This is a genomic window from Alcanivorax sp. UBA3183 (assembly GCF_002364155.1).
GTDB lineage: Bacteria > Pseudomonadota > Gammaproteobacteria > Pseudomonadales > Alcanivoracaceae > Alcanivorax > Alcanivorax jadensis.
Window position 1 is genome coordinate 140,254 of record NZ_DEXN01000006.1, and the last position, 25,596, is coordinate 165,849.

The window sequence follows — 25,596 nt, forward strand, 5'->3', positions numbered from 1 at the left end:
TTAACTATTCACTGTTAACTATTAACTGCCTTTCAGCTGTTTGCCCGCAACCGTCGGGTCTTGAAGCTGCCGATACCCATCTCCGTGATCACCTTGAACAACGATAGCAGCACGCTTTCATCCGGTTTCGGGTCCTGTCCCTTGCCCATGCGGTGCAACTGACGGGAAAACCAGGAGACTTCCATCATGGCCATCTCGTCGATCATCTTGATGCCTGTCTTGCGCGGTGTGACCCGGCTTATAACGCCTTCCTGGCCGGCGAGAATGCGATTGGCCAGATCTGGTTCCACTGCCAGGGGGCGGGCAATACCAACCAGGTCGGTGGCGCCGCTTTCCACGGCTTGTGCCATGGCCTCGGCTGAGCGGAAGCCGCCAGTCACCATCAGTGGCGTGGAGACCCGCTTGCGAATCGCCTGGGCGTAATCCAGGAAATAGGCTTCCCGCTTCACCGTACTTTCGCGCACGCCTTTGGCGCCGGCCATGGCCGGGTTTTCGTAGTTACCCCCGGAAATCTCCAGCAGATCCAGACCTTCGTTGGCCAGGGTTTCCGCTACGGTCATGGATTCTTCTTCGGTGAAACCACCTCGCTGGAAATCCGCAGAGTTGAGCTTGATGCTCACCGGGTAATCCGGGCCAACGGCGTCACGGATGGCGCGATAGATTTCCAACGGAAAACGCATGCGGTTTTCCAGGGAGCCGCCCCATTTGTCAGTGCGACGGTTGTGATGGCCGGACAGGAACTGGCTGACCAGGTAACCGTGAGCGCCATGAATCTGCACGCCGGTGAAGCCGGCCTTCTTGGCTAGTGCCGAGCTGGTAGCGAAACGGCGGATGATGTCGAAGATTTCATCTTCTGTGAGCGCCCGTGGCGTCTTGAAGGCGCTTTTGAGCTCCTTGCCGAAGGGGACGGCGGAGGGAGCCAGGGTATCACCGCTGGCAAGCATGCGCGGGATCTGTTTGCCCGGGTGGTTGAGCTGTACCCAGATATCGTTGCCCTGGTTTTTGCCGGCGTCGGCCCAGCGCTTCAGCAGGGCCATGTCGCGTTCATCTTCCAGTACCACGTTACGGGGCTCACCGGTGTGGTTGCGGTCAATCATGATGTTGCCGGTAATCAGCAATCCGGTACCGCCCTGAGCCCAGCGGCCATAGAGCCGCTCCAGCGCCGGGGTGACATGATTATCGATGGTGCCCAGCGCTTCGCTCATGGCAGATTTGGCGAAGCGGTTCTTCAGCGTTATTCCGCAGGGCAGAGCCAGTGATTGCCCGAGAGTGTCTGCGTGGCTCACGATTGTCCTCCAGTGACCTGTGCAGGTCAGCATCTGTATAGTTTGATGATCGTCAAACTATAAGTTAGTTTTATACCCGTCAAACTATTTTGTGGGGAGGTGCCGGTTTTGGCACGGAAAGACATATCGAACAGCTCAGCGGATCAGTTGGCAGCGGCCTTTCGTGCCCTGTCCAACCCCAACCGCTTGCGTATCTATCAAGTGATTCTGGAGCACTGTCGTGCCCATGGTCATGCGGATCTGGCCAAAGTGCCGGCGGGCTGTGCCTTCGGGGATTTCATGCAGCGTCTCAACATTGGTGCACCCACGGTATCCCACCATGTCCGTGAGCTGGCCGAGGCCGGGCTTATCCGGGTTGAGCGGGAAGGGCGTCGACGTTATTGCCATGCCCAGCCGCAAATGCTGGCTACCCTGGCGCATTTTTTCGAATTATAAGGAGAGAGCAGAATGACAGCAGACCAATGGGCGTTGTGGGGTTGCGGTATTTACTTTCTGACGGGGCTGCTGACCGGGGTGTGGAAGTACTGGCAGATCGCTACCAATGAAAAGGGTCGGGCGCATTACTATGTGGACGTGGCCCACCGGGCCAGCCTGATGTATGCATTTGCCTGTCTGGTACTGGAGCGCTTTGCGCTGCTCAGCGTCTGGGACGACTGGATCAATACGCTGGCGGTGCTGGCAAACGTGGTGTTTTTTGGCCTGGCCATCGGTAGCTATATTCTCCACGGCTTCCTGCAGGACACCCGTAATCAGCTGCAGCGCCCCCATCGTCTCGGTGGCGGAAGTGTGCCAGAGCTGGCCATGTCCACATTCATGGTGTCGTTGATCGTGGCCGAGGTGGGTGGTTTCGCGGTGTTGTTTGCCGGGTTTGTGATGCGTTGAGGCCACGCCCGCAATGGGCGTGGCGTATGCCGGGTTCAGGCCAGGCGGTTCTTCTCGGTGATCTGGCCGTTCAGGGTCCAGAAATCGTAGAGAATGCCCAGCCCGAACAGGCCGGCGGTGAGCAGGTAAATGATCCCGGTGATTACCTTGCCCATGTAGAAGCGGTGAATGCCGAAGATGCCCAGGAAGGTAAGCAGAACCCAGCCGATGTTGTAGTCGATACTACCGGGTTCGTAGCGTTCGTCGGCGGCATCATCCATTCCCGGGATCAGGAACAGATCGATGATCCAGCCGATGAAAAATAGCCCCAGCGTAAAAAACCAGATGGTGCCGGTGATCTGGCGACCGTAGTAAAACCGGTGGGCGCCCATAAAGCCGAAAATCCACAGCAGATAGCCGATGACCTTGCTGTGCGTATCCTGATTCTGCATGGCGATTAACCTCGTTTTATAGATCGACTTTCAGTGCGGCACTGGCGGCATTCGCCTTGTCGCGCGCTTCCTGGATGGATTCACCACGGGCCAGGGCAACACCCAGGCGGCGGCTGCCCTTCACCTCCGGTTTGCCGAACAGGCGCACTTCGGTTTCCGGTTGGGCCAGGGCCTGGTCCAGCCCACGGTAACGCATCTGGTTGGAGTCGCCTTGCACCAGCAGTACCGAAGAGGCACTGGGCCCCCGTTGTTCGATGTCAGGGACTGGCAGTCCGAGAATGGCGCGGGCATGCAGGGCGAACTCGGACAGGTTCTGTGAGAGCAGGGTTACCAGGCCTGTGTCATGGGGGCGCGGTGACACTTCGCTGAAATACACCTGGTCGCCCTTGATAAACAGCTCCACGCCGAAAATGCCCAGGCCGCCCAGTGCCTCGGTGATGGCACCCGCCACTTCCTGGGAGGCTTGCAGCGCCTTGTCGCTCATGGGCTGAGGCTGCCAGGATTCCTGGTAATCGCCATTTTCCTGACGGTGACCGATGGGGGAGCAGTAGGTGGTGCCATCCCGGTGGCGCACGGTAAGCAGGGTGATTTCGTAATCGAAGTCCACAAAGCCCTCAACGATCACCCGCCCCTGACCGGCGCGTCCTCCGGACTGGGCATAGTCCCAGGCGGACTGGATGTCAGTTTCGGTTTTCACGGTGCTCTGGCCCTTGCCGGAGGAACTCATCACCGGTTTGACCACGCAGGGCAGACCTATCTCGGCAACAGCCTGCTGGTATTCCTCCAGGCTTTCCGCAAAGCGGTAAGGGGAGGTGGGCAGTGACAATTCTTCTGCTGCCAGGCGGCGAATGCCTTCGCGGTTCATGGTCAGTCTTGCAGCCCGGGCAGTGGGCACCACGGTAAAGCCTTCGCTTTCCAGTTGAACCAGTTCGTCGGTGGCGATGGCTTCGATTTCCGGCACGATCAGTGCCGGCTTTTCCTGTTCGACCAACTGGCGCAGGGCGGCACCATCGAGCATGTTGATGACATGACGACGCTGGGCCACCTGCATGGCCGGGGCATGATCGTAGCGGTCCACGGCGATCACTTCGCAGCCATAACGAATCAGTTCGATGGCCACTTCCCGGCCCAGTTCGCCGCTGCCCAGCAGCATGACGCGGGTGGCGGTGTCGGTAAAAGGCGTTCCGATGGATGTCATAACAGCTCTCAATGCGGTTGATGGCATGATTGTAACGAAATGGGGTGCTGGTGCTAGGGCCGGCTGCGACATACCATGGCCCCGCATTGATCAGGATAGAACCATGAACGACGAAATCTGGATGCAGCGGGCGCTGGAACTGGCCCGGCAGGCTGCCGAGGCAGGCGAAGTGCCGGTGGGGGCCGTGCTGGTCCGTGATCAGCAGGTGCTGGGCGAGGGCTACAATCAACCCATCATCGCCCATGATCCCTCCGCCCATGCGGAAGTTGTGGCGCTACGTGCTGCTGCACGTGCCGAGCAGAATTACCGCTTACCGGGAAGCACGCTGTACGTGACCCTTGAGCCCTGCACCATGTGTTTTGGTGCCATGGTTCATGCCCGTGTAGCCCGTCTGGTCTATGCAGCCAAAGAGCCCCGAGCCGGGGTCTGTGAGAGTCAATTGCAGTTGCCGCAGGTGGACTTCTATAACCACAAATTGCTGGTTGAAGGGGGGCTGCTGGCGGCGGAGAGTGCGGCCATGCTGAAGGCGTTTTTTGCTGCTCGCCGCAAGGGCTGAGGTGTGGGTAGGGTGCACTTCGCCTTAGGCTCAGTGCGCACTTCGACGAAGAGCATAAAAAAAGGGCCGGCAATGCCGGCCCTTTTTCGTTCAGGAAAAGCTCTTATTGGTACTGAGCTTCCTGGGTAGTGGCCTTCATGATGGCTTCTACGCGACGGTTCTCCGCGCGGCCTTCACTGGTGCCGTTGTCGGCAATCGGCTTCTCTTCGCCGTAGCCTTCGGTGGTGATGCGGTCAGTGCTGATGTTGAACTCTTCCACCAGTACTTTCTTCACTGCATCAGCACGCTTCTTGGAGAGCGACTTGTTGTAGCTCGCTGCGCCAGTGCTGTCGGTGTGACCTTCCAGTACCAGGTCAGCAGAGGGATACTTGCGCATCTCTTCAGCCAGACGCTCCAGGTCAGGGTAGGAAGTCTGACGCACTTCCGCCTTGTCCAGACCGAACTCAACGTACAGGGTTTCCTTAACGTCTTTTTCCAGATACTGCTGACAGCCTTTCTCGTCTACCAGTGCGCCGGCCGGAGTATCCGGGCATTCGTCGGCACTGTTGACTACGCCGTCACCATCGTCGTCCAGTTCGCAGCCGGTTGCGTCAACCTGGGCGCCAGCCGGGGTGTTGGCACACTGATCGCGATCATCAGGTACGCCGTCACCGTCGCTGTCGGTTACCACGTTTTCAACGACCGGAGCGGGTTCTTCTTCTTTCTCGGATGCACCGATCAGGAAGTTCAGGCCTGCATAGACTTCAGCATCCCAGCGCTCGGTGCGGAAGCTGTAGTAGGGACGAGCGCCCACGTCCAGCATGAAGTGGGGGTGCAGCATGGTCTGGAAACCGGTTTCCAGAGTACCGATGGTTTCCTTGAAATCTTCATCTGAGAGTGATTGGGCTGCGACCCTTGCACGTGAAAACTCAGTGCGGAACTCACCGGCACCGATACCCACATAAGGTTCGAACGCGGAATTCCCAGCGAAATGTTTACGCAGGCTGCCGTGGGCAATGTTGATGTCTGCTTTCCTGAATAGTTGTGTATTGGAGTTGTTACGTTCCCACCAACCCTGAACAGACCAGTCACGATTAAACCGGTAACCTATCTGGGCACCCGGCAAAGTCACTGAGTTGTCGCTGGTGTCGCCGTCGATGTGATCACCTACATCTAAAAAGTTTTCACTGATGTGGCCACCAAAGTAGAAATAACGCTCGGGGATTTCGTCAGCAGTGACCGCAGTGGTCGCAGTGACGGATGCGCAAGCAATACTAGCCGCCAAAAAATGTTTAGCGTTCATAAGCTCCTTCCTTGTTTTGTCCAATAGGCAGTACAAACACGAGATCAGTGTTGTGCAGCCTGTCTCCCATGTAAATCCTCACATGACAGATTAATAAAAAAATTTACAAATATGGAAATTGTTTGGTAGCAGGAGGTCTTTTTTTGTAATTATCTAGTGTAAAAGCATTACTTTTTATTTTTTAGATAAGCTTTAAAGGTTGCTTCTTGGTGGGTCAGAACGGTCGCGTCCTTCGTTTCGGTTTTGATAAAGCGCGTAGTCGGCCTCGTTAAGTAGCGGGTTGATACTGCGGCCACTGTTTTCTGTACTGGCAACGCCGATTTTTGCGCTGATTTTGACATTTTCCTGTTGCATGTCCCCGGGTTGTTGACAAGTCAGCCTGATGCCGGCGGTGAGAGCGCGCAGACCTTCGCCCATGCGGGCGGCATCGTCATAGCTGGTGTGAGGGAGTACCAGCAGGAACTGGGCACCGTCGAAGCGCCCGAAAAGATCGCTTTCGCGAATTTTTTCACGAATACAGTCGGCAAACAGGCGTAGAGCCTTTTCGCCAGTGTGACGTCCAAACTCATCCAGCAGCTGGGTGAAGTCGTTGATCTCCAGCAGCAGGATGGACACGGTGTAATTATGACGCTGGCTCAGCGCCAGTTCTCTTTCCAGCATGCTGAGCAGGTGAGGGCGGTTGAACAGGCCGGTGAGGTGATCTTCCCGGGCGAGCTGTTGCAACTGATGGTTCTGTCGGTCCAGAGACATCAGTCGGCTGCCCACCAGATAGAGGGGGGGGGGCAGCAGTAGCAGCGGGAGCAAGGTGGCCAGCACCAAGGCGGAAAGCCAGTCTCTTTCGCCAACGACCAGAATGGCAATGCTGGTGAGCACCAGGGAAAGGAATACGGCACTGATGGTAATCAGCAGAGTGCCTTTCAGCGTAGTGGCACGGTCGTGCCGGCTGATCTGCCGGGCAGAAGAGGCCAACACATGGAACAGCTTGGACATGCTGCTATATCCCCAAAAGATATTGATTTTTATGTAATCAGTATCCCGATTGGCCTGCCCAGGCGCAATAGCAGCGGGGCGTCAGGGGTTACCTAACAGGGCCTCTTTGAGGTTGTTTGAGTAGGGGGTTTCCCCGAACCAGATTCGCAAGTAGGCCTTGGCGAAACGATCTCCCTGTTCATTGGTGAGCGGATCGTTATTGAGCATCAGCAAAAGCTGCTCATCCTGATAGACCATGGCATAGGTGTCGCCATCGCCAATATCCTGATAATGACTGTTAAAACCCTCAAAACGGGGTTTGAGTTGCGCGAAATCCCTGTCGTTGAGGTTTTTTTCCAGAAAGTTCATGGCCGCCTTGGCAAAGGCATCGCCGGGAACTTCACGGTAGTAACTGAATTCCAGCCTCATTGGCGCTGCCAGCAGGTCATCGACATTGCAGTCTTGGCGAAGCAGGCGTGCCTCTCCCACGGTGATAAAGCGCAATGCCTTTACATCACTGCGGTGGCATAGCTGCCAGTCGTTAGCATGGGCAGTGTTACCCAGCAGGCAGGCCAGTGAAAGCAGAAGGGGGCGTATCAGTGATTGCGTAGCCATCGGGTCATCGGTCCTAATACTGGCAGATGCTGGTCCAGGCCTTGGCTGCTGTCCCAGAAATCCTGGTGGAAGAATACCTTTCCGTCGCGATTGAAGCGTAGCTGGCTGATGCCAATGGTGCGCGACAGGCGCTCTCTGCCCAGCAGGGAGAAGCGTGCGTCCATCACCCAGACCAGATAGACCTGGTTGTCGTCGCGGATCACGTTCACCGGTTGCAGTGACATTTGGCTCAATCGCTCGGCAGTAGCCAGCAGATGTTCTTGCAGAGCATTCCGCTCGAGCAGAGTGACCAGGGTGTCATTGAAGTACAGGTCCTCGGCGTAGATCTGATCCATGTCGTTGGCAATATGATCCTGGTCCAGGGGATTGTAGAAATTGATAAAGCGGGAAAGGATCTCGTCATCAGGCAGCACTGCATCCTGGCTGGCATTATTGCTGCTGCGCTCAAGGTAATGGTCTGTGTAGCCATAGGGGCCAAGGGGGGCCGAGCTGCAGCCTATTAGCAGCAGCGGCACGAAGAGGGCGCTTGTCATCAGTAATGATCTCATCAGCCAACTGTGAGCGCAGGCGGGTGATTCGCCTGTGAAGGAATTTCACAGGCTATTGACGAGTGAAGGCGCACTGTTCGCGAATGAAAAGACTACCAGCCCCTTTAGTTATTAATTTTGTCGGCTTCCAGCTGTTGTGGGCGGCGGCGGTATTTGGCGGTGCCAGGGACATGTCCTGGCCATCCTGGGCTGTGCTGGGAGTCATGTTGGCAGGGCAGTGGTGGTTTGACCCTCGCTGGATCAAGAATACCTCCATGCTGCTGTGGGGCCTTGTACTTTGCCTGTTACTTGAGCCGATCTGGTTGAGCAGTGGCTTATTGGCTTATACCCGTTGGGATCACCCCTGGCTGGCGCCGGGCTGGATCTGGGCCTTGTGGTTGGGATTTGCCGCGAGTTTTCACTACAGCCTGCGCTGGTTGTGTGGCAGGCCCTGGCTGGGCGCCGCTTTTGGCGCCGTGGGTGGTATCTTTTCCGTCACCATGGGCATCAGACTGGGGGCGGCCAGCGCGCCGCTCGACTGGCTGCCAATCGCAGTGACCTATGGTGTGGTCTGGGCTGTGGCGGTGCCGCTGCTGGCCTACGGGGCGCAACTCACCGGTGAAAGGGAACATCATCATGCCTGAGATACATTATTTGTTGCTTATCGCCTTGCTGATCGTGGCCTCGGTGTTGTGGTTGCAGCAGTTGCAGACTCGTAATGCGGGCTGGGTGGATGTGTTCTGGTCCTGGTCGGTGGGTGTGGTCGGACTCATTTTTCTGGTGATGGGCAGTGGCGCCTCCCTGCCGCGGTGGGCGGCCGGTGCGCTGCTGTTGCTCTGGTCCGTGCGGCTGGGCAGTCATATTTTTCGGCGGGTGGCCAGTGAATCCCATGAAGATGGTCGCTACGCGGCCATGCGTGAAGCCCTGCAGGAAAAGACCCAGCCGGTATTTCTGTTGTTTTACTGGGGCCAGGCTCTGCTGGCCTGGGGTTTTGCCCTCACGTTCTGGGTGATCGGCAGCCAGCAACACAGCTACGGCATTACGGTCGTCCTGGGCGCCTGTCTTGGCGTACTGGCGATTGCCGGAGAGAGTCTGGCCGACAGGCAACTGTCGCGTTTCAAGCAGAAGCCGGACAGCGCCGGGCGCACTTGCCGTGAAGGGTTGTGGCGTTATTCCCGCCATCCCAATTATTTCTTTGAATGGTTGCACTGGTGCAGTTACCCGCTGATCGCCATTGGCGCTACTCAGGGGGCCTGGCTGTGGTGTTTGCCGCTGGCCATGTTTGTTTTCCTCTGGTTCGTCACCGGCATTCCCTACACGGAAAAGCAGGCACTGAAATCCCGTGGCGACGATTATCGAGACTATCAGCGCACTACCAGTGCGTTCTTTCCCTGGAGACCCAAATCATGATGATTCAAATGGCGGAGTCCGGCCTGTTGCCGGATGCCCTGGTACGTTTCGGTATCCGGCGTTTGCTGGGAAAGCGGCTTGAACAGGAGCGACAGAAGCACAATCGTGATGACCTGGAAAGCTCGCTGAAGCAGGGCCCGGTGGCAGTGGGCCAGAATGAAGCCAACGAGCAGCATTACGAGGTGGATTCGCGTTTTTATGAACAGGTCCTCGGCCCGTATCTGAAGTATTCCAGCGCTTACTGGCCGGACGGTGTTAATGACCTGGCAGAGGCCGAGCGCGCCATGCTGGCGATGACTTGCGAGCGTGCCGAACTGGACAACGGTCAAGAGATCCTGGAAATGGGGTGTGGCTGGGGGTCACTGACGCTGTGGATGGCAGAACACTACCCGGGCAGCCGTATCACCGCCATTTCCAACTCGGCATCACAGAAAGCCTTCATCATGGGGCGGGCGAAAGAAAAAGGCCTGACCAATGTGCGAGTGATTACTGCAGACGCGTCATTGTTTCAGCCTGATCAGCCCTTTGACCGGGTCGTCTCTGTGGAGATGTTCGAGCACATGCGCAACCACAGTACCCTGATGGCGCGGATTCATGACTGGTTGAAACCAGGCGGCAAGCTGTTTATTCATGTGTTTTGCCATCTCAATCTGACCTATCTGTTTGAAGATGAGGGCAGCAGCGACTGGATGGCGCGGTATTTCTTTACTGGCGGCATGATGCCCTCCTACGACTGGTTGCCCCACTGTGCGGGCAAACTGGAGGAGGAACAGCGCTGGGCAGTGAATGGAACCCATTACGCGCGGACCCTTGAGGGCTGGCTGGAACTGGCGGACCAGAAGCAATCCCGGCTGATCCCGTTGCTGGATGAGGTGTATGGCAAGGGCAACGGCAAGGTATGGCTGCAACGCTGGCGTATGTTTTTCATGGCCTGCGCGGAGTTGTTTGACTATCGTGACGGGGAAGAATGGTTCGTTGCCCATTATCTGTTTTCCCGTCCGGCGAATACTGCCGGCTGAACCCGTTGAGTATCTTGCATGAAGAAAACCGGCGTCCAGCATCGTATTACCCGCGTCTACCTGCTTCAGTTGTTGCTGATCAGTCTGACTACGGTGCTGGGCGTGTGGGCCACGGCCAACATTATCGAACAGGTTCTGGTGAAGCAGGCACTGATCAAGGAAGCCGAGCACTACTGGACCCTGCTGGATGAGAACCCGACCCAGCCACGCCCCAACACGCGTCACCTGCTGGGATTGCTGACCAGCGAGAAGGTCAACGATGATATCCCGCAGGTATTGCAGTCTTTACCTGACGGTTACCAGCGGGCGGATCTGGCCGGCGAGCGGCCGATCGTCTATCTGGAGCGGAAAGGGGATGCCCGGCTATATCTGATTTTCGATGAAAAGCGGGTGTCGGTACTGGCTTTTCTGTTTGGTATTCTGCCTCTCACCGGTGTGCTGCTGGTGATCTACATCACCTCGTTTCTGGGCTGGAAAAAATCCCGCGATCTGTTGTCGCCATTAGTGCAGCTTGCTGACCGGCTACGGCATACCCCGGTGGAAGACCCCAGTATTGCACGGCCGGATCTCAGTGGTATTGATGCGGATACCGACAGCGAAGTGGCGGTGTTGGTGTCGGCGCTGGATGCCTATGCGGACAGGCTGGTGAGCTTTGTGGAGCGCGAACGGCAGTTTACCCGTGATGCCAGTCACGAGTTGCGCACGCCACTGGCAGTGTTTCGTGCCAACCTGGAATTGCTGGTCAGCCAGATCGGTGATCGCCCCCTGATCCGCCGCATGGAAGATACTGTGGAGGACATGGAGGCAACGCTGGAAACGTTGCTGATGCTGGCGCGCACGGAGCAGCGCCAGCCGGACAGCGAGGACGTGATCGTCAACGACCTGGCAGTCAACCTGATGGAGCGCCTCAGCCCGCTGGCGGACCGCAAGCAGATTCGCCTGCAGGTTCGCCAGACGGCCCTGCTGACCGTGCACAGCCCGGAAGTGGCGCTGACCATCGTGCTGACCAATCTGGTGCGCAATGCCATCAACTACAGCGGTTCTGGCGATGTCACCATCCTGGTGGCGGAAAAGACCGTGCACGTGGTGGATTACGGGGCCGGTATGGATGCGGATGAGCTGGCGCGGATTCTGAAACCGTTTGAGCGCGGGCAAAGCCAGGAAGCGGGGCATGGCCTGGGCCTGGCCATCGTGCAACGGCTGTGTGAGCGCTATCACTGGCACCTGATGGTAACCAGTGCCCCCGGTCGGGGTACCGAAGTGGCGATCCGGTTTTCCTGATTCAGAGGCTCCTTAGCCGCTGATCAGCATTTCCTGATCAATGCGTACCAACAATTGCTTGGCATTCAGCGCGTCACGAATCCGATCTGCCACGCGGCGGGATTTTTCCTCGTCGGTGTCGGCAAGAAGAATCCCGAAACAGTTACTTCCCAAGTGGGCAATGCTGTCCTGTTCCCTTAGCAGTGCGGCCAGGGAGTCGGCAATGGTCAGGCTGTCGCCGTCTTCCGGCGCCTGTAGATAAAGGACCGATGCCTGCAGACCAAAATCCCGGCAATTGCTGGCTTCCTGTCGACAAATATCATCCCAGCCTTTACGGCCCGGCAGCCCGGTATCGTCACAGCGATCCGGGTGTTCCACAAAGGTGGTGAGCCGTTTTTCCCTGGCTTCGCGCACCGCATTGTTGAGCAGAAAACTGATCAGGGCGGCGTCGTGGGTCAGGGAGGGCAGAGCGTTGGCAAGATCGGCCGGTTGGGCCTGGGGGTCCATGGCGCACAGTGTGCCGAACAGGCGATTGTCGCTGTCTACCAGGGGCAAACCGATGTAGGCGCCGATATCCAGAGAGTTGTTCAGTGAGCTGAACGGATCATCAGGGTCCGTGCTCACATCCGTGGTGATGCGGGGGGCACCTAGTTCCACCATACGAACACAGTAGCTGTTCTGCCATTGCAGTCGTTCTCCCCGCTGCAGACCGTAATGCCCATCCTGCACTCGTAACAGGATCAAATCTTCACCGCTCAGGCGGGTAATCATCCACGTAGCCATTCCGAAGCGGTTTTGCAGCTCCGTCAGATGTGCATCAAGCAGCGATTGACAGGTGGTATAGCTTGGCAGAGGAATCACATCGGCAGGCATAGGGGGGGGGAGGCATATTGTTATTTTTGCGTATTGTCAGGCCCCTGAGACATAAAGTGCAAGCCCTGCCTGCGCAGGGCGTTCGTCAGAGACCCACTATCCAGCGGTAGGGCGGTCCTCCTGAATGCTGAAGCCCACACCAGGCAGGGTATTGAGCAACGCGTTCTCGAAGGGTTTGTCCACCGCCTTGCGCAGATTGTACAGGTGACTGCGCAGAGCATCAGAGTCCGGCACCAGGTCACCCCACAGCTCATGTTCAAGCTGTTCGCGGCTGACCACCTTGGGGGATTCTCGCATCAGGATGCGCAGAATACGGAAGGCAGTGGGAGAAAGCTTCAGTAGCTGACCGTCGCGGCGAACTTCCTGACGGGCGGGGTCCAGCTGCAGATCTGCCACCTGCAAGGTATTGGCGGTCACTTCTTTGCGTTGACGGCGAATCAGGGCGGAGACCCGGGCTGCCAATTCCGGCAGGGCAAAGGGCTTGACGATGTAGTCGTCACCGCCCCGGTCAAAACCTTCCAGTTTGTCTTCCAGCTGGTCGCGGGCGGTCATGAAGATTACCGGCAGGTCCAGAGCCAACTCTTTGCGCAGGTACTGGCAGAAGCTGTAGCCGTCTTCGCCGGGCAGCATTACATCCAGCAGCATCAGATCGTAATGATGCTCCTGGACCAGTTCCCGGGCCAGGCTGGTGTTGCCGGCATAATCCACCGTGGCGCCTTCCTGTTCCAGAAATTCCACCACGGTTTGGGCCAGTTGGCGATGGTCTTCCACGAGTATGATGGACAGGTTTTCCACGGGGTCTCTCCTTTTTTTGATTATGACTATCATCAGGCCCGAGTCGTCAACAGCCCGTCAAGGTTCTTCACGTTGGTCGCCGCAGTGGCCCTTTCAGTCAGAGAGGGTTCCGGTACGGGAAAAACGCTGTCGGTAGTGGCTGGGCGACAGTCCGGTATGGCGTTTGAAGAGGCGGGAAAAACTGCTTACGTCCTGGTAACCCACCTGTTCTGAAAGCCTTGCCAGGTTGTTGGTGCCGCGCTCCAGCATCTTGCGCGCCGCTTCAATGCGTACCCGCTGCAGGTATTGCAACGGTGGCTCGCCCAGGGTGGTGGTAAAGCGTCGCTGCAATTGGCGTGGGCTCAGGTGAACCATTTCTGCCAGCTGACCAAGACTGGTGCTCTCCTTGTAGTGCTCATGAATCCACGCCTGGATGGTCTGTACCTGGTCGTCCTGGTGATAGCTGTGGGCGGGCAGGCCGGCATATATACTTTGCAGGTCGTTGCGCACATCAATGACAAAGGCCCGTGCCAGCTCCCGGGCCAGATCGGCGCCGCAGTAACGCTCTACCAGCAGGATGGTCAGGTCCCTCCAGGCGGTGCCGCCACCGGCGCAGAAGATATTGCCATCGCGGGTAATCAGCTCGCGCTCGTTGAGTTTTACCTGCGGATAGTGATGGCGAAACTGCTGGCTGAAGCCCCAGTGGGTGGTGGCGGTCTTGCCGTCCAGTAGGCCGGCTTCGGCCAGCAGGAAAGCCCCGGTGCAGTTGCTGGCCAGGTCCGCTCCCCCTTGATGCAGAAAGCGCAGCCAGGGCAGGACGTCCTGCTCCTGGGCCAGCACGGTTTCCAGCTTGCCGCCGATGGTTGGCACGATCACCAGGTCGGCCTGATCCAGTTGCTCCAGGGAGCAGTCCACCGCCATGCGAATGCCGTTGGTACAGCGCACCGGGTTACCGCCCCGTGAGACAACGCGTACCTCGAACTGCCGATCCAGCGGCTGGTCGTGGATGCGGTTCCAGGTCACCCCGGTCAGGTTGAACAAATCCACCACCCCGGTAAGGGCAGAAGCAAAAACGCCATCGAAGGCTAATACGGCTACTCGGTACATCGTGTCGTATTCCACCATGAATAAGTCATAGGCGACAATGCCAGACCGGGAGGGGGGATGGCAAGCTGTTCAACCTGAATCCATGGGCAGTCAGCAATTTAGGTTCAAACCAACCGGAGCCAAACCGTGAGTGATGTGATTCTCGATCGTCGTGATCTCAGTTTTCAGCTGTTCGAAGTACTGGACACCGACACCCTGTTCCAGCGTCCGCGTTTTGCGGAGCACAGCCGGGAAACCATCGAGGCGGCACTGGATACGGCAGAGAAACTGGCCCGGGAAAAGTTCGCCAATCACAACAGCCTGGCGGACAAGGACGAGCCGACCTTTGTGGACGGCAAAGTGGTCATGCGCCCGGAAGTGAAAACCGCTTTCGATGCCTATATCAATGCCGGGTTTCTCTCTTCACGGGCCAGTTTTGAAGAGGGAGGCATGCAGTTGCCGGAAATCGCGGCCGCAGCTTGCAAGGGGATGTTCACTTGTGTGAATCCCAGCTCTACCGGCTATGCTTTTCTGACGGCTGCAGCGGCCAATGTGATTCGCAATTTTGCCAGCGACACCCTGAGATCACAGTTTCTGGAACCGATGATGGCGGGGCGCTTTACCGGCACCATGGCATTGACCGAGCCCCATGCCGGTTCTTCCCTGGCCGACATCCGCACCCGTGCGGTGCCTCAGGAAGACGGTAGCTATCGCCTCAAGGGCAACAAGATCTACATTTCCGGCGGCGATAACGAGCTGGCGGATAATATCGTCCACCTGGTGCTGGCCAAGATTCCCGGTGGCCCGGAAGGGGTGAAGGGGATTTCCCTGTTTGTGGTACCCAAATACCGTTTGGATGCCCAGGGAAACCCGGGGGAGCGCAACGATGTGGTACTTGCCGGCCTGATCCACAAGCTTGGTTACCGGGGCACCACCAGTACTGCGCTGACCTTTGGCGATAATGATGATTGCCATGGCTACCTGGTGGGCGAAGCTCATCAGGGCCTGCGCTATATGTTCCAGATGATGAATGAAGCGCGGGTGGGCGTGGGCTTTGGTGCGGCGGTGCTGGGTTACCGGGGGTATCGCTATGCACTGGATTACGCCCGCGATCGCCTGCAGGGCCGGCATCCGGATGATGCGGATTTCAGCAAACCGCAGGTTCCCATCATTGAACACGCGGATGTAAAACGTCTGTTGCTGACCCAGAAGGCCTACGCGGAAGCGGCCATCGCCATGAGCCTGTATGGCTATCGTCTGGTGGATGACATCGAGACCGGTGATGAGGCGGCAGCGAAGGATGCCCACCTGCTGCTGGATCTGCTCACGCCTGTACTGAAAAGCTGGCCTTCAGAATTTGGTGTCAAAGCCAACGATATGGCCATTCAGGTGTTTGGTGGCGCCGGTTACACCCGCGAATATCCGGTGGAACAGGTATGGCGTGACAACCGCCTTAATCCCATTCACGAAGGCACCACCGGTGTGCAGGGCATGGACCTGCTGGGTCGCAAGGTGTGGATGGCCAACGGCAAGGGGCTGCAACTGCTGGCCCAGCGTATCCTCGCCGATGTCGATAACGCCACCGATGATCGCTGTCAGCCGTTTGCCCAGGCGCTTAAAGCCATGTTACCGCGTGTTGAAGCGGCCACTACAGCCGCAGGCAAGCTGATGGCAGAGCAGGGGCCGCGCATGGCGCTGTCCAATGCCAATGCCTACCTGCAACTGATGGGGCATACCGTGGCAGCCTGGATGTGGTTGCGGCAGGCCAATGCCGCAGCGGCCCTGGACGCCCCCGAAGACAAGGATTTTGCTCAAGGTAAATTGCAGGCGGCGCAGTATTTTTTCCACTGGGAGCTGCCCCGTGTGGAGCTGGACGCGCAACGACTGATCGATGCCGACGACACCTTTATCACCATGGACAACCGCTGGTTCTGATTGCTGAACATTGTGTGCCTATCGTCATCAGGCTCGGGACCTGCCAAGGCAGGAATAGCTATGACGGTATTTTTAAGCCTCCTCTCCGGAGGCTTTTTTTTGGGTTGCAAACACCGGCCGATTTCCAAAATGTAGGGTGCACTGAGCCTAAGCGAACTGCACCATCAAACGCCCGATTGGTGCAGTTCGCTTAGGCTCAGTGCACCCTACGAATAAAGGAAGGTTTTCGTGGACTCGAAGCGATGCAGGGCGGCCTTGCAAAAACAAATACCCCAAACAAAAAAAGCCCGGCAATGCCGAGCTCTTTTTCGCTGTTAACTATTCACTGTTAACTGCTTTTTCCTCACCCTTCCCACTTGCGCAGTACCAGGCTGGCATTGGTGCCACCAAAGCCAAAGCTGTTGCTCAGCACGGTGGCCGGGCCGCTATCCTTGCCCTGCACCAGAATCGGCAGTCCTTCCGCCTTTTCATCCAGGGTTTCGATATTGGCGCTCAGGGCGGTGAAGTCATGCTGCATCATCAGCAGGCTGTAGATGGCTTCGTGAACCCCGGCGGCGCCCAGGCTGTGACCGGAAAGGCTCTTGGTGGAGCCGATGTCCGGGCAATTGTCGCCAAACACTTCACGAATGGCTTTCAGCTCGGCCACATCCCCCACCGGGGTGCTGGTGCCGTGGGCATTAATGTAATCGACCTTGCCGTCCATGGTGGCCAGTGCCTGGCGCATGCAGCGCGCAGCGCCTTCGCCGTTGGGCGCGACCATGTCATGGCCGTCACTGGTGGCGCCATAGCCGATCACTTCTGCGTAGATTTTTGCGCCACGCGCTTTGGCATGTTCCAGCTCTTCGACAACGACCATGCCTCCACCGCCCGCGATCACAAAGCCATCGCGGTTGGCATCGTAAGCCCGGGAGGCCGTTTGCGGCGTGTCGTTGTACTTGCTGGACAGGGCGCCCATGCCGTCGAACAGACAGCTCAGGGTCCAGTGTTCTTCTTCACCACCGCCGGCAAACACCACGTCCTGTTTGCCCAGTTGAATCTGTTCCACCGCGTTACCAATACAGTGGGCGCTGGTGGCGCAGGCGGAAGCAATGGAGTAGTTGATACCCTTGATCTTGAAAGGCGTGGCCAGGCAAGCGGAGACGGTGGAGGCCATTACCCGGGGCACCATGTAGGGGCCAACGCGTTTAACGCCACGGTTGCGGGCGATATCTGCGGCTTCCACCTGATTAAAGGAGGAGTGGCCACCGGAGCCGGCGACCAGACCGGTTCGCTCGTTACTGACTTGGTCTTCTTCCAGGCCCGCATCGGTGATCGCCTGTTGCATGGCGATGTAGGCATAGGCGGCCGCATCACCCATGAAACGACGGGGCTTGCGGTCGATGAAGTCTTCCAGTGCGATTTCCGGGGTGCCGGCAACGTGGCTGCGCATGCCCAGCTCTTTGTAGTCTTCCTTGAAGCGAATGCCGGAACGGCCCTCGCGCAAGGACCGGGTGACGCTATCGGTATCGTTGCCCAGGCAGGAGACAATGCCCATTCCTGTGATGACTACGCGGCGCATGTTTGGCTCCTAAAATCCGTCGGTGGAAGTGAACAGGCCTACGCGGAGGTCTTCGGCAAGGTAGATCTCCTTGCCGTCAACGCTGACGGTGGCATCGGCGATGCCCAGAATCAGCTTGCGGGAAATGACCCGTTTCACGTCCAGTTTGTAGGTTACCTTCTTGGCCGTTGGCAGAATCTGCCCGGAGAATTTCACACTCCCCACGCCCAGGGCGCGGCCGCGGCCCGGGTGACCCAACCAGCCCAGCAAAAAGCCCAGCAGCTGCCAGGTGGCATCCAGGCCCAGGCAGCCGGGCATCACCGGATCACTTTCGAAGTGGCATTCGAAAAACCACAGGTCCGGGCGAATATCCAGCTCGGCGATAATTTCGCCTTTACCGTACTTGCCACCCTGATCGCTGATATGGGCAATACGGTCCATCATCAGCATGTTGGGTAGTGGCAGGCGCGCGTTGCCGGGCCCGAAAAGCTCGCCGTGGGCGCAGGCAAGCAAGTCCTCGCGATCGTAGGAGGATTTCTGTTCTGTTGTAGTGCTCAAAGTCTTACTCCGTGAAGGCCTGATGGCACATTCCGAGTATATGGATGATTTATGACGTTTTATCGGCACCGCTATGACACGGTGTCATGATCGAACGCATACTAGCAAAGCCAAGTGAAAGCATACGAATAGCAAGCGTCTCAAAATATGTCGAAAGGATGGCTTTACCGAAAATGACCGATGAACGGACAATAAAGACGCTGGTCTATGCTTCCTGAGGATCAATTGCGGCTCGGGAACGGCTGAAATTCATTATAGGGTATTCAGCGACTCCCCCCATGCCACGGACTTGCAATTGCCGGACCATGTACCGATGCTATGCGCGCCGGACCGCGCGTGACGGCGGTTTGACAGGCATCGGACAGTAAAAAGCGGATTGAGGAGCTCTCGTGGCGGCAGAAATCGGGCATCTATCCCTGTGGTTGGCACTGGCTGCAGCCCTGTGTTTATCAGTATTCCCGTTGATCGGGGTGCATCGTAACATTCTTGCCTTGCAATGGTATGCCCGCCCACTGGCCTGGGTGCAGTGGCTGGCACTGACCCTTTCCATGGTCTGCCTGGGCTATAGCTTCTACATTAACGACTTCTCCGTGGCCTATGTGGCCAACCACAGCAATTCCGCGTTGCCGCTAGCCTATCGGCTATCCGCCATATGGGGTGGTCATGAAGGCTCGCTGCTGCTGTGGGGCTGGATGCTGGGCGGCTGGGCGGCCATGGTCGGGGTGCTGAGTCGCAGCGTTCCCCTGCACATGGTCGCCCGGGTGTTGTCCGTGATGGGCATGATCTCGGTGGGCTTCCTGCTGTTCATGCTGCTCACATCCAATCCCTTTGATCGGGTCCTGCCCTGGTTTCCGCTGGACGGGGCGGATCTGAATCCGCTGCTGCAGGACCCGGGCCTGATTATTCACCCGCCCATGCTGTATATGGGCTATGTGGGCTTTTCCGTGGCCTTTGCCTTTGCCGTGGCCGGGCTGCTGGCAGGCAATATGGATCCGGCCTGGGCGCGTTGGGCCCGGCCCTGGACCACCGTGGCCTGGAGTTTTCTCACCGTGGGCATCGCCCTGGGCTCCTGGTGGGCCTACTACGAGCTGGGCTGGGGCGGCTGGTGGTTCTGGGATCCGGTGGAAAATGCCTCGTTGTTGCCCTGGCTGGCGGGCACTGCCCTGATCCATTCCCTGGCGGTAACGGAAAAACGCAACATGTTCCGGGCCTGGACCGTGTTGCTGGCCATCATCGCTTTCTCACTGAGCCTGCTGGGGACCTTCCTGGTGCGTTCCGGAGTGCTGACCTCGGTCCATGCCTTCGCCAATGATCCGGAGAGGGGCACCTTTATTCTGGCGTTCCTGAGCGTGGTGGCTGGCGGCGCACTGACCCTGTTTGCGTTTCGTTCTTCCGCCCTGACCAACAACAAGGGCTTCAAGCCGGTGTCCCGGGAAGCCTTCTTGCTGGGCAACAATCTGATTCTCCTCACCGCCACCTTTGTGGTGCTGGTGGGCACCGTGGCCCCGCTGTTCTTCGAGGCCATGGACCTGAAAATTTCCATCCGCAGCCCGTACTTCAACGGGTTCTTTGTGCCGCTGACGCTGGTACTGATCCTGTTGATGGTGCCAGGCGTTTTCAGTAACTGGAAACGTCAGGATGGCAACGGCCTGCTCAAGCGCATGGCACTGCTGGCCCCGGCGGCGATCATTGCCGGCTGGTTTGCTGCGCGGCTCCCCGAGCCATCCCCCTGGCAGGGCGTGTTGGCGATCATGCTGGCCCTGTTCCTGGTGTTTGCCCATGTGGATGACGTGGTGCGCCGGGCCAGAGCTTATGGCCAGGGATTCTTTACCGGCCTGGGGAAACTGGGGCGCGGTTACTGGGGCATGGTCATGGCCCACTGTGGCCTGGCGGTGATGGTGGCAGGCATTACCCTGGTGAGCTTCCACGAAGTGGAAAGGGATATTCGTATGGCGCCCGGGGATCAGGCATCCATCGGTGACTATGCGTTTGTGTTTGACAGCCTGGATAGTTATGTCGGTCCCAACTTCGACTCTACCCGTGGCCACTTTCATGTGACCTATCAGGGCGAGCCGGAAGCCATCATGCATCCGGAAAAACGTACCTATCACGCCAGTGGTCAGATCATGACGGAAGCCGCTATCGATGCCGGGTTCTGGCGCGACCTTTATGTGGCCATGGGCGAGCCGCTGGAAGACGGCAATGCATGGGCCGTGCGTATCTATTTCAAACCGGGTATCCGCTGGATCTGGCTGGGCGCCCTGATGATGGCGTTGGGTGGAGCGCTAGCGCTGTCTGACAAGCGTTACCGTCGTCAGCGATTTGCGACCAGCGAAGAAGGAGTGTCCCATGAAAGCTAATTCTCCCTGGGTATTCCTGCCGCTAGTCGGCTTCGTGTTGCTGGCGGTGCTGTTGGGCAGTGGTCTGGGGCGCGATCCCCAGGAATTGCCATCGGCACTGGTGGGCAAACCGGTGCCGACCTTCAGCCTGCCATCGCTGATGACCGACGAAACCCTTACCCAGGATTCTTTGAAAGGCCGCTGGCAGTTACTTAACGTCTGGGCCACCTGGTGCCCCACCTGTTATGTGGAGCATCCCTTTCTGCTGGAACTGGCCGCCCGCGGCGTTGCCATTGCCGGCCTCAACTACAAGGATGACAGTGCACCAGCTCGCCAGTATCTGGCCGAACAGGGCAACCCCTTTACCCATGTGATTGTGGATGCCGATGGTCAACTGGGTCTGGACCTTGGCGTCTACGGCGCCCCGGAAACCTTCCTGATCAACCCGGACGGCGAGATCGTGCTGCGCCATGCCGGCGACCTGAATGCGCGCGTCTGGCAGGAAAAGTTTGCTCCCTTGCTTGAGCAGGGCTCAAAGGAGGGCGGAGCATGACCATGATTCTGCGTACCGTCTTTCTGCTTTGCCTCTCTCTGTCGGCGATGGCCGCTACCGACCTCTATCAGTTTGAGACTCCGGTACAGGAACAGCGCTTTCGGGTATTGCTGGATGAGCTGCGTTGCCCCAAATGCCAGAACCAGAGCCTGGCCGATTCCGATGCCGGTATTGCCCAGGATATGCGCGTTCGGGTAGAGAGCATGATCAAGGAAGGCAAAAGCGATGAAGAAATTGTCGATTATTTTGTCTCCCGCTATGGCGACTTTGTCAGTTACCGTCCGCCAGTAACGCCCACCACTTCCATTCTCTGGCTGGCGCCATTGTTATTGCTGGGCAGTGGTGCTGTGGTCATCGTGCTTCTGCTGCGCCGTGCCAGTGCCAGAGTGGATGACAATGATGCCGCTGATGATAGCGACGTTAATCAGGGGGGAGACCGGTAATGATGTGGATTGTGATTGCGCTGGTTCTGCTGCTGGCCCTGGGTGTCTTGTTGTGGCTGTTGTGGCAGCGCGAAGCCCGCAAGGCAGGCAAGGTGATGCGGGGTGCCATTGGCATTCCCCTGATCATGCTGGTGCTGGCCGCCGCCGGGTATGGCCTGGTCGGCTACAATGAACATACCAGTGACTGGCTCAACGACCAGCAGGAATACCGGTCGGTGGCCCGAGCCATTATCGCTGGCGAGTCGCCGGAGCGGGCGGCGTCAGAGGTGCCTGTCGGCGCCCTGGTGCGTGTATTGCAGGCGGAGCTGGTGAAGAACCCGTCAGCCATGGGCTGGTACGCACTGGGCTCCCTGTTCGACCAGCTCGGTGCCCCTGAGCAGAGTGAAGAAGCCGCCCGCAAGGCGGTGGCGATGAGCCCAGAGGAACCGGCCATGCATCTGTTGCTGGCCCGGGCGCTGATCCAGAAAGCCGGTGGCAAATTAACCGATCCGGCCCTGGCCGAATTGCGCTGGGTACTGGACCGGGAGCCGACACATGATGGCGCCTGGATGATGCTGGCCATATCTGCGGACCGGGCCGGGCGCTATGATCTGGCCGAGCAGGGCTGGCAAGCGCTGTTGTCCCGGCACAGTAATGGTGAAACCGGCGATCTGCTGCGTCGCGGCCTGGAAAATGCCCGTGAGCAAAAGGCCCGCCAGGAAAAATTTGCCGGTATTGAGGCCGTCGTTGCGGCGGAAGACCTGCCGGCGGGGGGCACCGTTTTTGTCTATCTTCGCGAGGCAGGCAGTAGCGGCCAACCTCTCGCAGCCCGTCGTCAGGTGGTGCCACATTTTCCTGCCACCGTGTCGTTGTCCGCCCAAGACTGGCTGCAACGCTACCCGGATGACGGTGCGGAGCTAGTGATTGGTGCCCGCTACACCCCGGCTCCCGGTGGCGCAGTGGACCAGGCTGCCATCATGGCCCCGGTCAAACCCCTGGAGCTGCCGCAGGACAGCCCCGCCATGCTGGTTCTCGAACGCCCCTGATCCCGCCAACTCCCCGGGGTGCTACCAAGGTAGCACCCTCCTATTACTTGTGAAGAACCGGGCCTCAGGGTAAAGTTGCACCCCTTCGGAGGCCCCTGAGTGGCCCAAACGGAAGGTTCTGCAACAATTTCGCGTCGTCAAAGTGCCCAGCTATGCATGGAAACGCCTGAATCAGGTCTCTGATTCAGCGCTTTATTGCCTTGATGTGAGTGCTCTGGCCGGCTTGCTTTGTGACAGAGCGTTTCACTTGGCCTTCTGATGCCTTTTCGACCACAGAAAGATGGAGAATCCTATGCGTGTCATCCTGCTTGGTGCCCCCGGTGCGGGCAAGGGCACCCAGGCGCAGTTCATCAAGGAACAGTTCAATATTCCTCAGATTTCCACCGGTGACATGCTGCGCGCTGCTGTTAAAGCAGGCACTCCCCTGGGTTTGGAAGCCAAGAAAGTGATGGATGCCGGCGGTCTGGTATCCGATGACATCATTCTGGGCCTGGTCAAAGAGCGTATCAGCGAAGACGACTGCGCCAACGGTTTTCTGTTCGATGGCTTCCCCCGCACCATTCCCCAGGCGCAAGCGCTGGTGGAGCAGGGTGTGGATATCGACTTCGTGGTCGAAATCGATGTGGACGATGAAGAGATTATCGAGCGCCTGAGCGGTCGTCGTGTGCATCCGTCCTCCGGCCGGGTTTACCACGTCAAATACAACCCGCCGAAAGAAGCCGACAAGGACGATGAAACCGGTGAAGAGCTGGTTCAGCGTGATGACGACAAGGAAGAGACCGTTCGCAAACGTCTCGAGGTGTATCAGTCCCAGACCCGCCCGCTGGTAGATTTCTACCAGGATCTGGCGAAAAAGGACGATGCCAAGGCGCCCCGCTATGTGCGCGTGGCCGGTGTTGGTTCGGTGGATGATATCCGCAGTCGCGTGCTGGATGCTTTGCAAGGCTGAGAAGCAGCACAGCAGAGATAGATTGAAAAAGGGAAGCCCGGCGGCTTCCCTTTTTTGTGCGTACCTTTCTTGCTGGCGGGGGCGCCAATGCGCGTCTCCACACGTCAGGGCCTCTGGCAGCACCGTCAGTGAGCGTCTGAAAAGACACTGAACACTTCCGGGTTCGATGTTGGTATCGCCAACAGGGCTGCTTTACCGCGCCTTCGCAATACCCACAGCGCTTTTCACGGTATAAGGGAAGTAAGACGACGTTTCCCTTTTCCTGGGAGAATGCGCCGGCTCTGTGTACTCAGGTATCGCCTGTGTCTATAAATTGCATAGGTCCGACGCTTTGCCAATAGAATAGCAGCCACCCGGTGACCCAGGGCTTCCCTGCAAACCATGAAGCTGACTTCCTTGTTGGGTTTCTCTCTGCGGCCTCGCGTTGCCTCTTTTCGTATCCTGTTAAATGACTGTCATGCGCAAGACCTTGCCACCACTGGTTGATTGGCTAAAGGGCAAAGCAGGGCGCCAAAAATTTAACGGGTTCCTCTCAATGATCGCGACACGCACGATCCTGTATCTCCGCTGGACCCTGCTTGCCGATTTCCCGGCATGTGTGCGCCAGTCTGTTATCGGTGTGTATGGTAAGTGCTCATGCCGAGTTTTCCATTGTAGTGCAGCGTTTCTCCAGAGCGGTTTTTCTTGAAAAAGGCCCGAAGATGTCACTTTTCTACTCAGGAAAGCAGGGCATGTGGTGGTAGTAGCGGCTTGTGGCGACGTTGCTGCTGCGCTGGTACGAGCTAATATCCTTTCTATTCCGGGGCGCATTCCAATGCAATTGCTGCAGGGTTTTCTATGACAGGCCAATGCACCACTTCCGGTTTTTCTATGCCATGGCCGGCTGGGATTTATTTAACAAAAGTGCGTAAATCAGCAGGAAAAATATTCCTTTGCGGTTTTTAAGCAGGCACATCCGGCCTGTCAGAAGGCCTGCAGAAAATGTTTTTTCAGAAACAGAAAAGGAATCAGAAAAGGGGCACAGATAAAACTGGACGACGATAAATGAAAAAAACAAAAACGAATTGGTCAAATAATGTACCAACTGATTTTTTTTTATGCTATTTTTCGAATTGTCGCAGTACTGATGACAACGCCATAGCTTAGGAGATCAATCATGGCTCGAGCAAAAAAAGCCGCCGCAAAAAAAACGGCAGCGCGTAAGCCCGCAGCAAAGAAAGCTACCGCTGCAAAAGCACCGGCTCTGCCAAAGTCCGTTACTAACGCTGAATCCAAGGTGAAACTGCAGCAGAAAGCCGTGGAGCAGGCGCAGAAAAAAGCCGAACAGACTCAGGCGAAACTGGACAAGCACCGCGCCAAGATCGATACCGAGAATGGCAAGCTGTCCAAAATGCGTGCTGATGTTGCCGCCAAACGTGACAAAGCCAAGGCCTCTTCCACCGCCGCCGCCAAGCGCGCAGTGGATACGGCACGCGGTCGCATGAATACCGTTCGTTTGAAACTGCAGGATCTGCGTGGTGAAGCCAAGCTGATTCGTGCGGAAATCCAGGCGGCCAAGAAAGTCGCCACTCGCGAGGTGAAAAAATTCCGCACCGCCGAGCGTAACCTGAAGACCAAGCTGCGTGAACACGAGCGCAAGCTGGCGAAAAAAGCCAAGGCCGAGCAGAAAAAAGCGGAGCAGAAAGCCAAAGCCGCTGCCAAGAAGGCCGCAGCGAAAGCCAAACGCGCCGTAAAGAAAAAAACGACCCGTAAAAAAGCGGCCACTCGCAAAGCGCCAGCCAAAAAAGCGGCAACCCGCAAGGCTCCTGCCAAGAAAACCGCAGCCAAGCGCAAGCCAGCCGCCAAAAAAGCTGCCGCTCGCAAGACGCCAGCCAAGAAAAAAGCGGCTACCAAGCGTCCAGCCGCCAAGAAGTCGTCCTGATCCCACGATCCGGACTGATTTAAAAAAGCCCCGCAATCGCGGGGCTTTTTTTATGATGGCAAACGCAAAACCCCGCGTCTTTCCAAAATGTAGGGTGCACTGAGCCTAAGGCGAACTGCACCGATCGGGCGGTTGATGGTGCAGTTCGCCTTAGGCTCAGTGCACCCT

General features: G+C 57.7%; 26 protein-coding genes. 14 read left to right on the forward strand and 12 right to left on the reverse strand.

Translation table 11 applies throughout. The annotated features are described in order from the left end of the window. Positions 1 to 32: 32 nt before the first annotated feature. Entirely contained in the window at positions 33 to 1,286 is a 1,254-nt protein-coding gene (locus tag B3Q33_RS01935; RefSeq protein WP_272975017.1) for an NADH:flavin oxidoreductase/NADH oxidase family protein, read from the reverse strand. Positions 1,287 to 1,385: 99 nt separating this feature from the next. On the opposite strand from B3Q33_RS01935, the gene B3Q33_RS01940 reads away from it, so the two are divergent. Continuing rightward, positions 1,386 to 1,721 (forward strand): ArsR/SmtB family transcription factor, encoded by a 336-nt coding sequence (locus B3Q33_RS01940; protein ID WP_272961467.1) that lies wholly within the window; start codon positions 1,386 to 1,388, stop codon positions 1,719 to 1,721. A gap of 12 nt (positions 1,722 to 1,733) precedes the next feature. After that, entirely contained in the window at positions 1,734 to 2,168 is a 435-nt protein-coding gene (locus tag B3Q33_RS01945; protein WP_272975018.1) for a hypothetical protein, read from the forward strand. Between the two features lie 35 nt (positions 2,169 to 2,203). On the opposite strand, the gene B3Q33_RS01950 is transcribed toward B3Q33_RS01945, so the two are convergent. Beyond that, the gene (locus B3Q33_RS01950) at positions 2,204 to 2,599 is read right to left on the reverse strand and encodes an NINE protein (RefSeq protein WP_035246668.1); all 396 of its coding nucleotides are present in this window, start codon (positions 2,597 to 2,599) and stop codon (positions 2,204 to 2,206) included. Positions 2,600 to 2,615: 16 nt separating this feature from the next. After that, positions 2,616 to 3,797 carry a formate-dependent phosphoribosylglycinamide formyltransferase gene (purT, locus tag B3Q33_RS01955; protein WP_103918011.1) on the reverse strand — a complete coding sequence of 394 codons (1,182 nt, stop codon included), beginning with the start codon at positions 3,795 to 3,797 and terminating at the stop codon, positions 2,616 to 2,618. 103 nt (positions 3,798 to 3,900) lie between these two features. Between purT and tadA the strand changes: the two genes are divergently transcribed. After that, entirely contained in the window at positions 3,901 to 4,353 is a 453-nt protein-coding gene (gene tadA, locus B3Q33_RS01960; protein WP_063509160.1) for a tRNA adenosine(34) deaminase TadA, read from the forward strand. A gap of 103 nt (positions 4,354 to 4,456) precedes the next feature. On the opposite strand, the gene B3Q33_RS01965 is transcribed toward tadA, so the two are convergent. The 4 genes from B3Q33_RS01965 to B3Q33_RS01980 all read right to left on the reverse strand — a co-directional run bounded on the left by B3Q33_RS01965 (position 4,457) and on the right by B3Q33_RS01980 (position 7,752). Further along, positions 4,457 to 5,635, reverse strand: coding sequence for an OmpA family protein (locus tag B3Q33_RS01965; RefSeq protein WP_272961465.1), 1,179 nt, complete (start codon positions 5,633 to 5,635; stop codon positions 4,457 to 4,459). A 192-nt stretch (positions 5,636 to 5,827) separates the two neighbouring features. Continuing rightward, positions 5,828 to 6,625, reverse strand: a complete 798-nt coding sequence (locus tag B3Q33_RS01970) for a GGDEF domain-containing protein (protein WP_286826686.1) — start codon at positions 6,623 to 6,625, stop codon at positions 5,828 to 5,830. Positions 6,626 to 6,706: 81 nt separating this feature from the next. Continuing rightward, on the reverse strand, positions 6,707 to 7,219 hold the full coding sequence (locus B3Q33_RS01975; protein ID WP_272961463.1) for a chalcone isomerase family protein: 513 nt from the start codon (positions 7,217 to 7,219) through the stop codon (positions 6,707 to 6,709). Beyond that, positions 7,201 to 7,752 carry a nuclear transport factor 2 family protein gene (locus tag B3Q33_RS01980; RefSeq protein WP_286826689.1) on the reverse strand — a complete coding sequence of 184 codons (552 nt, stop codon included), beginning with the start codon at positions 7,750 to 7,752 and terminating at the stop codon, positions 7,201 to 7,203. Before B3Q33_RS01980 ends, B3Q33_RS01975 begins: the two co-directional genes overlap by 19 nt. Positions 7,753 to 7,850: 98 nt before the next feature. Here B3Q33_RS01980 and B3Q33_RS01985 point away from each other — a divergent pair, with 98 nt between their 5' ends. The 4 genes from B3Q33_RS01985 to B3Q33_RS02000 are packed head-to-tail and all read left to right on the forward strand — an operon-like array spanning position 7,851 to position 11,456. Then, the gene (locus tag B3Q33_RS01985; protein ID WP_286826691.1) at positions 7,851 to 8,390 is read left to right on the forward strand and encodes a DUF2878 domain-containing protein; all 540 of its coding nucleotides are present in this window, start codon (positions 7,851 to 7,853) and stop codon (positions 8,388 to 8,390) included. Beyond that, positions 8,383 to 9,156: a DUF1295 domain-containing protein gene (locus B3Q33_RS01990; protein WP_035246688.1), complete on the forward strand. Its 774-nt coding sequence runs from the start codon at positions 8,383 to 8,385 to the stop codon at positions 9,154 to 9,156. Before B3Q33_RS01985 ends, B3Q33_RS01990 begins: the two co-directional genes overlap by 8 nt. Next, on the forward strand, positions 9,153 to 10,175 hold the full coding sequence (locus B3Q33_RS01995; protein ID WP_272961460.1) for an SAM-dependent methyltransferase: 1,023 nt from the start codon (positions 9,153 to 9,155) through the stop codon (positions 10,173 to 10,175). Before B3Q33_RS01990 ends, B3Q33_RS01995 begins: the two co-directional genes overlap by 4 nt. An 18-nt stretch (positions 10,176 to 10,193) precedes the next feature. Continuing rightward, positions 10,194 to 11,456: a sensor histidine kinase gene (locus tag B3Q33_RS02000; RefSeq protein ID WP_272961459.1), complete on the forward strand. Its 1,263-nt coding sequence runs from the start codon at positions 10,194 to 10,196 to the stop codon at positions 11,454 to 11,456. 12 nt (positions 11,457 to 11,468) lie between these two features. Here B3Q33_RS02000 and B3Q33_RS02005 read toward each other — a convergent pair whose 3' ends face one another. From B3Q33_RS02005 to B3Q33_RS02015, 3 genes are all read right to left on the reverse strand, one after another. Continuing rightward, on the reverse strand, positions 11,469 to 12,308 hold the full coding sequence (locus B3Q33_RS02005; protein WP_286826694.1) for a GAF domain-containing protein: 840 nt from the start codon (positions 12,306 to 12,308) through the stop codon (positions 11,469 to 11,471). A 96-nt stretch (positions 12,309 to 12,404) separates the two neighbouring features. Beyond that, positions 12,405 to 13,103 carry a response regulator transcription factor gene (locus B3Q33_RS02010; RefSeq protein WP_035246693.1) on the reverse strand — a complete coding sequence of 233 codons (699 nt, stop codon included), beginning with the start codon at positions 13,101 to 13,103 and terminating at the stop codon, positions 12,405 to 12,407. A 93-nt stretch (positions 13,104 to 13,196) separates the two neighbouring features. Further along, the gene (locus B3Q33_RS02015; RefSeq protein WP_273009296.1) at positions 13,197 to 14,189 is read right to left on the reverse strand and encodes a GlxA family transcriptional regulator; all 993 of its coding nucleotides are present in this window, start codon (positions 14,187 to 14,189) and stop codon (positions 13,197 to 13,199) included. 126 nt (positions 14,190 to 14,315) lie between these two features. Here B3Q33_RS02015 and B3Q33_RS02020 point away from each other — a divergent pair, with 126 nt between their 5' ends. Beyond that, on the forward strand, positions 14,316 to 16,103 hold the full coding sequence (locus B3Q33_RS02020; protein WP_273009298.1) for an acyl-CoA dehydrogenase: 1,788 nt from the start codon (positions 14,316 to 14,318) through the stop codon (positions 16,101 to 16,103). A gap of 343 nt (positions 16,104 to 16,446) precedes the next feature. On the opposite strand, the gene fabB is transcribed toward B3Q33_RS02020, so the two are convergent. Continuing rightward, positions 16,447 to 17,661, reverse strand: a complete 1,215-nt coding sequence (gene fabB / locus B3Q33_RS02025; RefSeq protein WP_272961457.1) for a beta-ketoacyl-ACP synthase I — start codon at positions 17,659 to 17,661, stop codon at positions 16,447 to 16,449. Positions 17,662 to 17,670: 9 nt separating this feature from the next. Beyond that, complete coding sequence (gene fabA / locus B3Q33_RS02030) at positions 17,671 to 18,198, reverse strand: 3-hydroxyacyl-[acyl-carrier-protein] dehydratase FabA (protein WP_035246707.1); 528 nt, start codon at positions 18,196 to 18,198, stop codon at positions 17,671 to 17,673. Between the two features lie 389 nt (positions 18,199 to 18,587). On the opposite strand from fabA, the gene B3Q33_RS02035 reads away from it, so the two are divergent. From B3Q33_RS02035 to B3Q33_RS02060, 6 genes are all read left to right on the forward strand, one after another. Then, a complete protein-coding gene (locus B3Q33_RS02035; protein WP_273009299.1) occupies positions 18,588 to 20,558 on the forward strand; it encodes a heme lyase CcmF/NrfE family subunit in 1,971 nt (656 codons plus the stop codon). Continuing rightward, positions 20,548 to 21,090 (forward strand): DsbE family thiol:disulfide interchange protein, encoded by a 543-nt coding sequence (locus B3Q33_RS02040; protein WP_273009301.1) that lies wholly within the window; start codon positions 20,548 to 20,550, stop codon positions 21,088 to 21,090. Before B3Q33_RS02035 ends, B3Q33_RS02040 begins: the two co-directional genes overlap by 11 nt. Continuing rightward, positions 21,087 to 21,533: a cytochrome c-type biogenesis protein gene (locus tag B3Q33_RS02045; protein ID WP_273009303.1), complete on the forward strand. Its 447-nt coding sequence runs from the start codon at positions 21,087 to 21,089 to the stop codon at positions 21,531 to 21,533. Before B3Q33_RS02040 ends, B3Q33_RS02045 begins: the two co-directional genes overlap by 4 nt. Further along, positions 21,533 to 22,558: a tetratricopeptide repeat protein gene (locus B3Q33_RS02050; protein WP_273009305.1), complete on the forward strand. Its 1,026-nt coding sequence runs from the start codon at positions 21,533 to 21,535 to the stop codon at positions 22,556 to 22,558. Before B3Q33_RS02045 ends, B3Q33_RS02050 begins: the two co-directional genes overlap by 1 nt. A 292-nt stretch (positions 22,559 to 22,850) precedes the next feature. Beyond that, positions 22,851 to 23,507 (forward strand): adenylate kinase, encoded by a 657-nt coding sequence (gene adk, locus B3Q33_RS02055; protein ID WP_035246717.1) that lies wholly within the window; start codon positions 22,851 to 22,853, stop codon positions 23,505 to 23,507. 1,156 nt (positions 23,508 to 24,663) lie between these two features. Beyond that, on the forward strand, positions 24,664 to 25,428 hold the full coding sequence (locus tag B3Q33_RS02060; protein ID WP_035246720.1) for a hypothetical protein: 765 nt from the start codon (positions 24,664 to 24,666) through the stop codon (positions 25,426 to 25,428). The last annotated feature ends 168 nt before the right edge of the window (positions 25,429 to 25,596 follow it).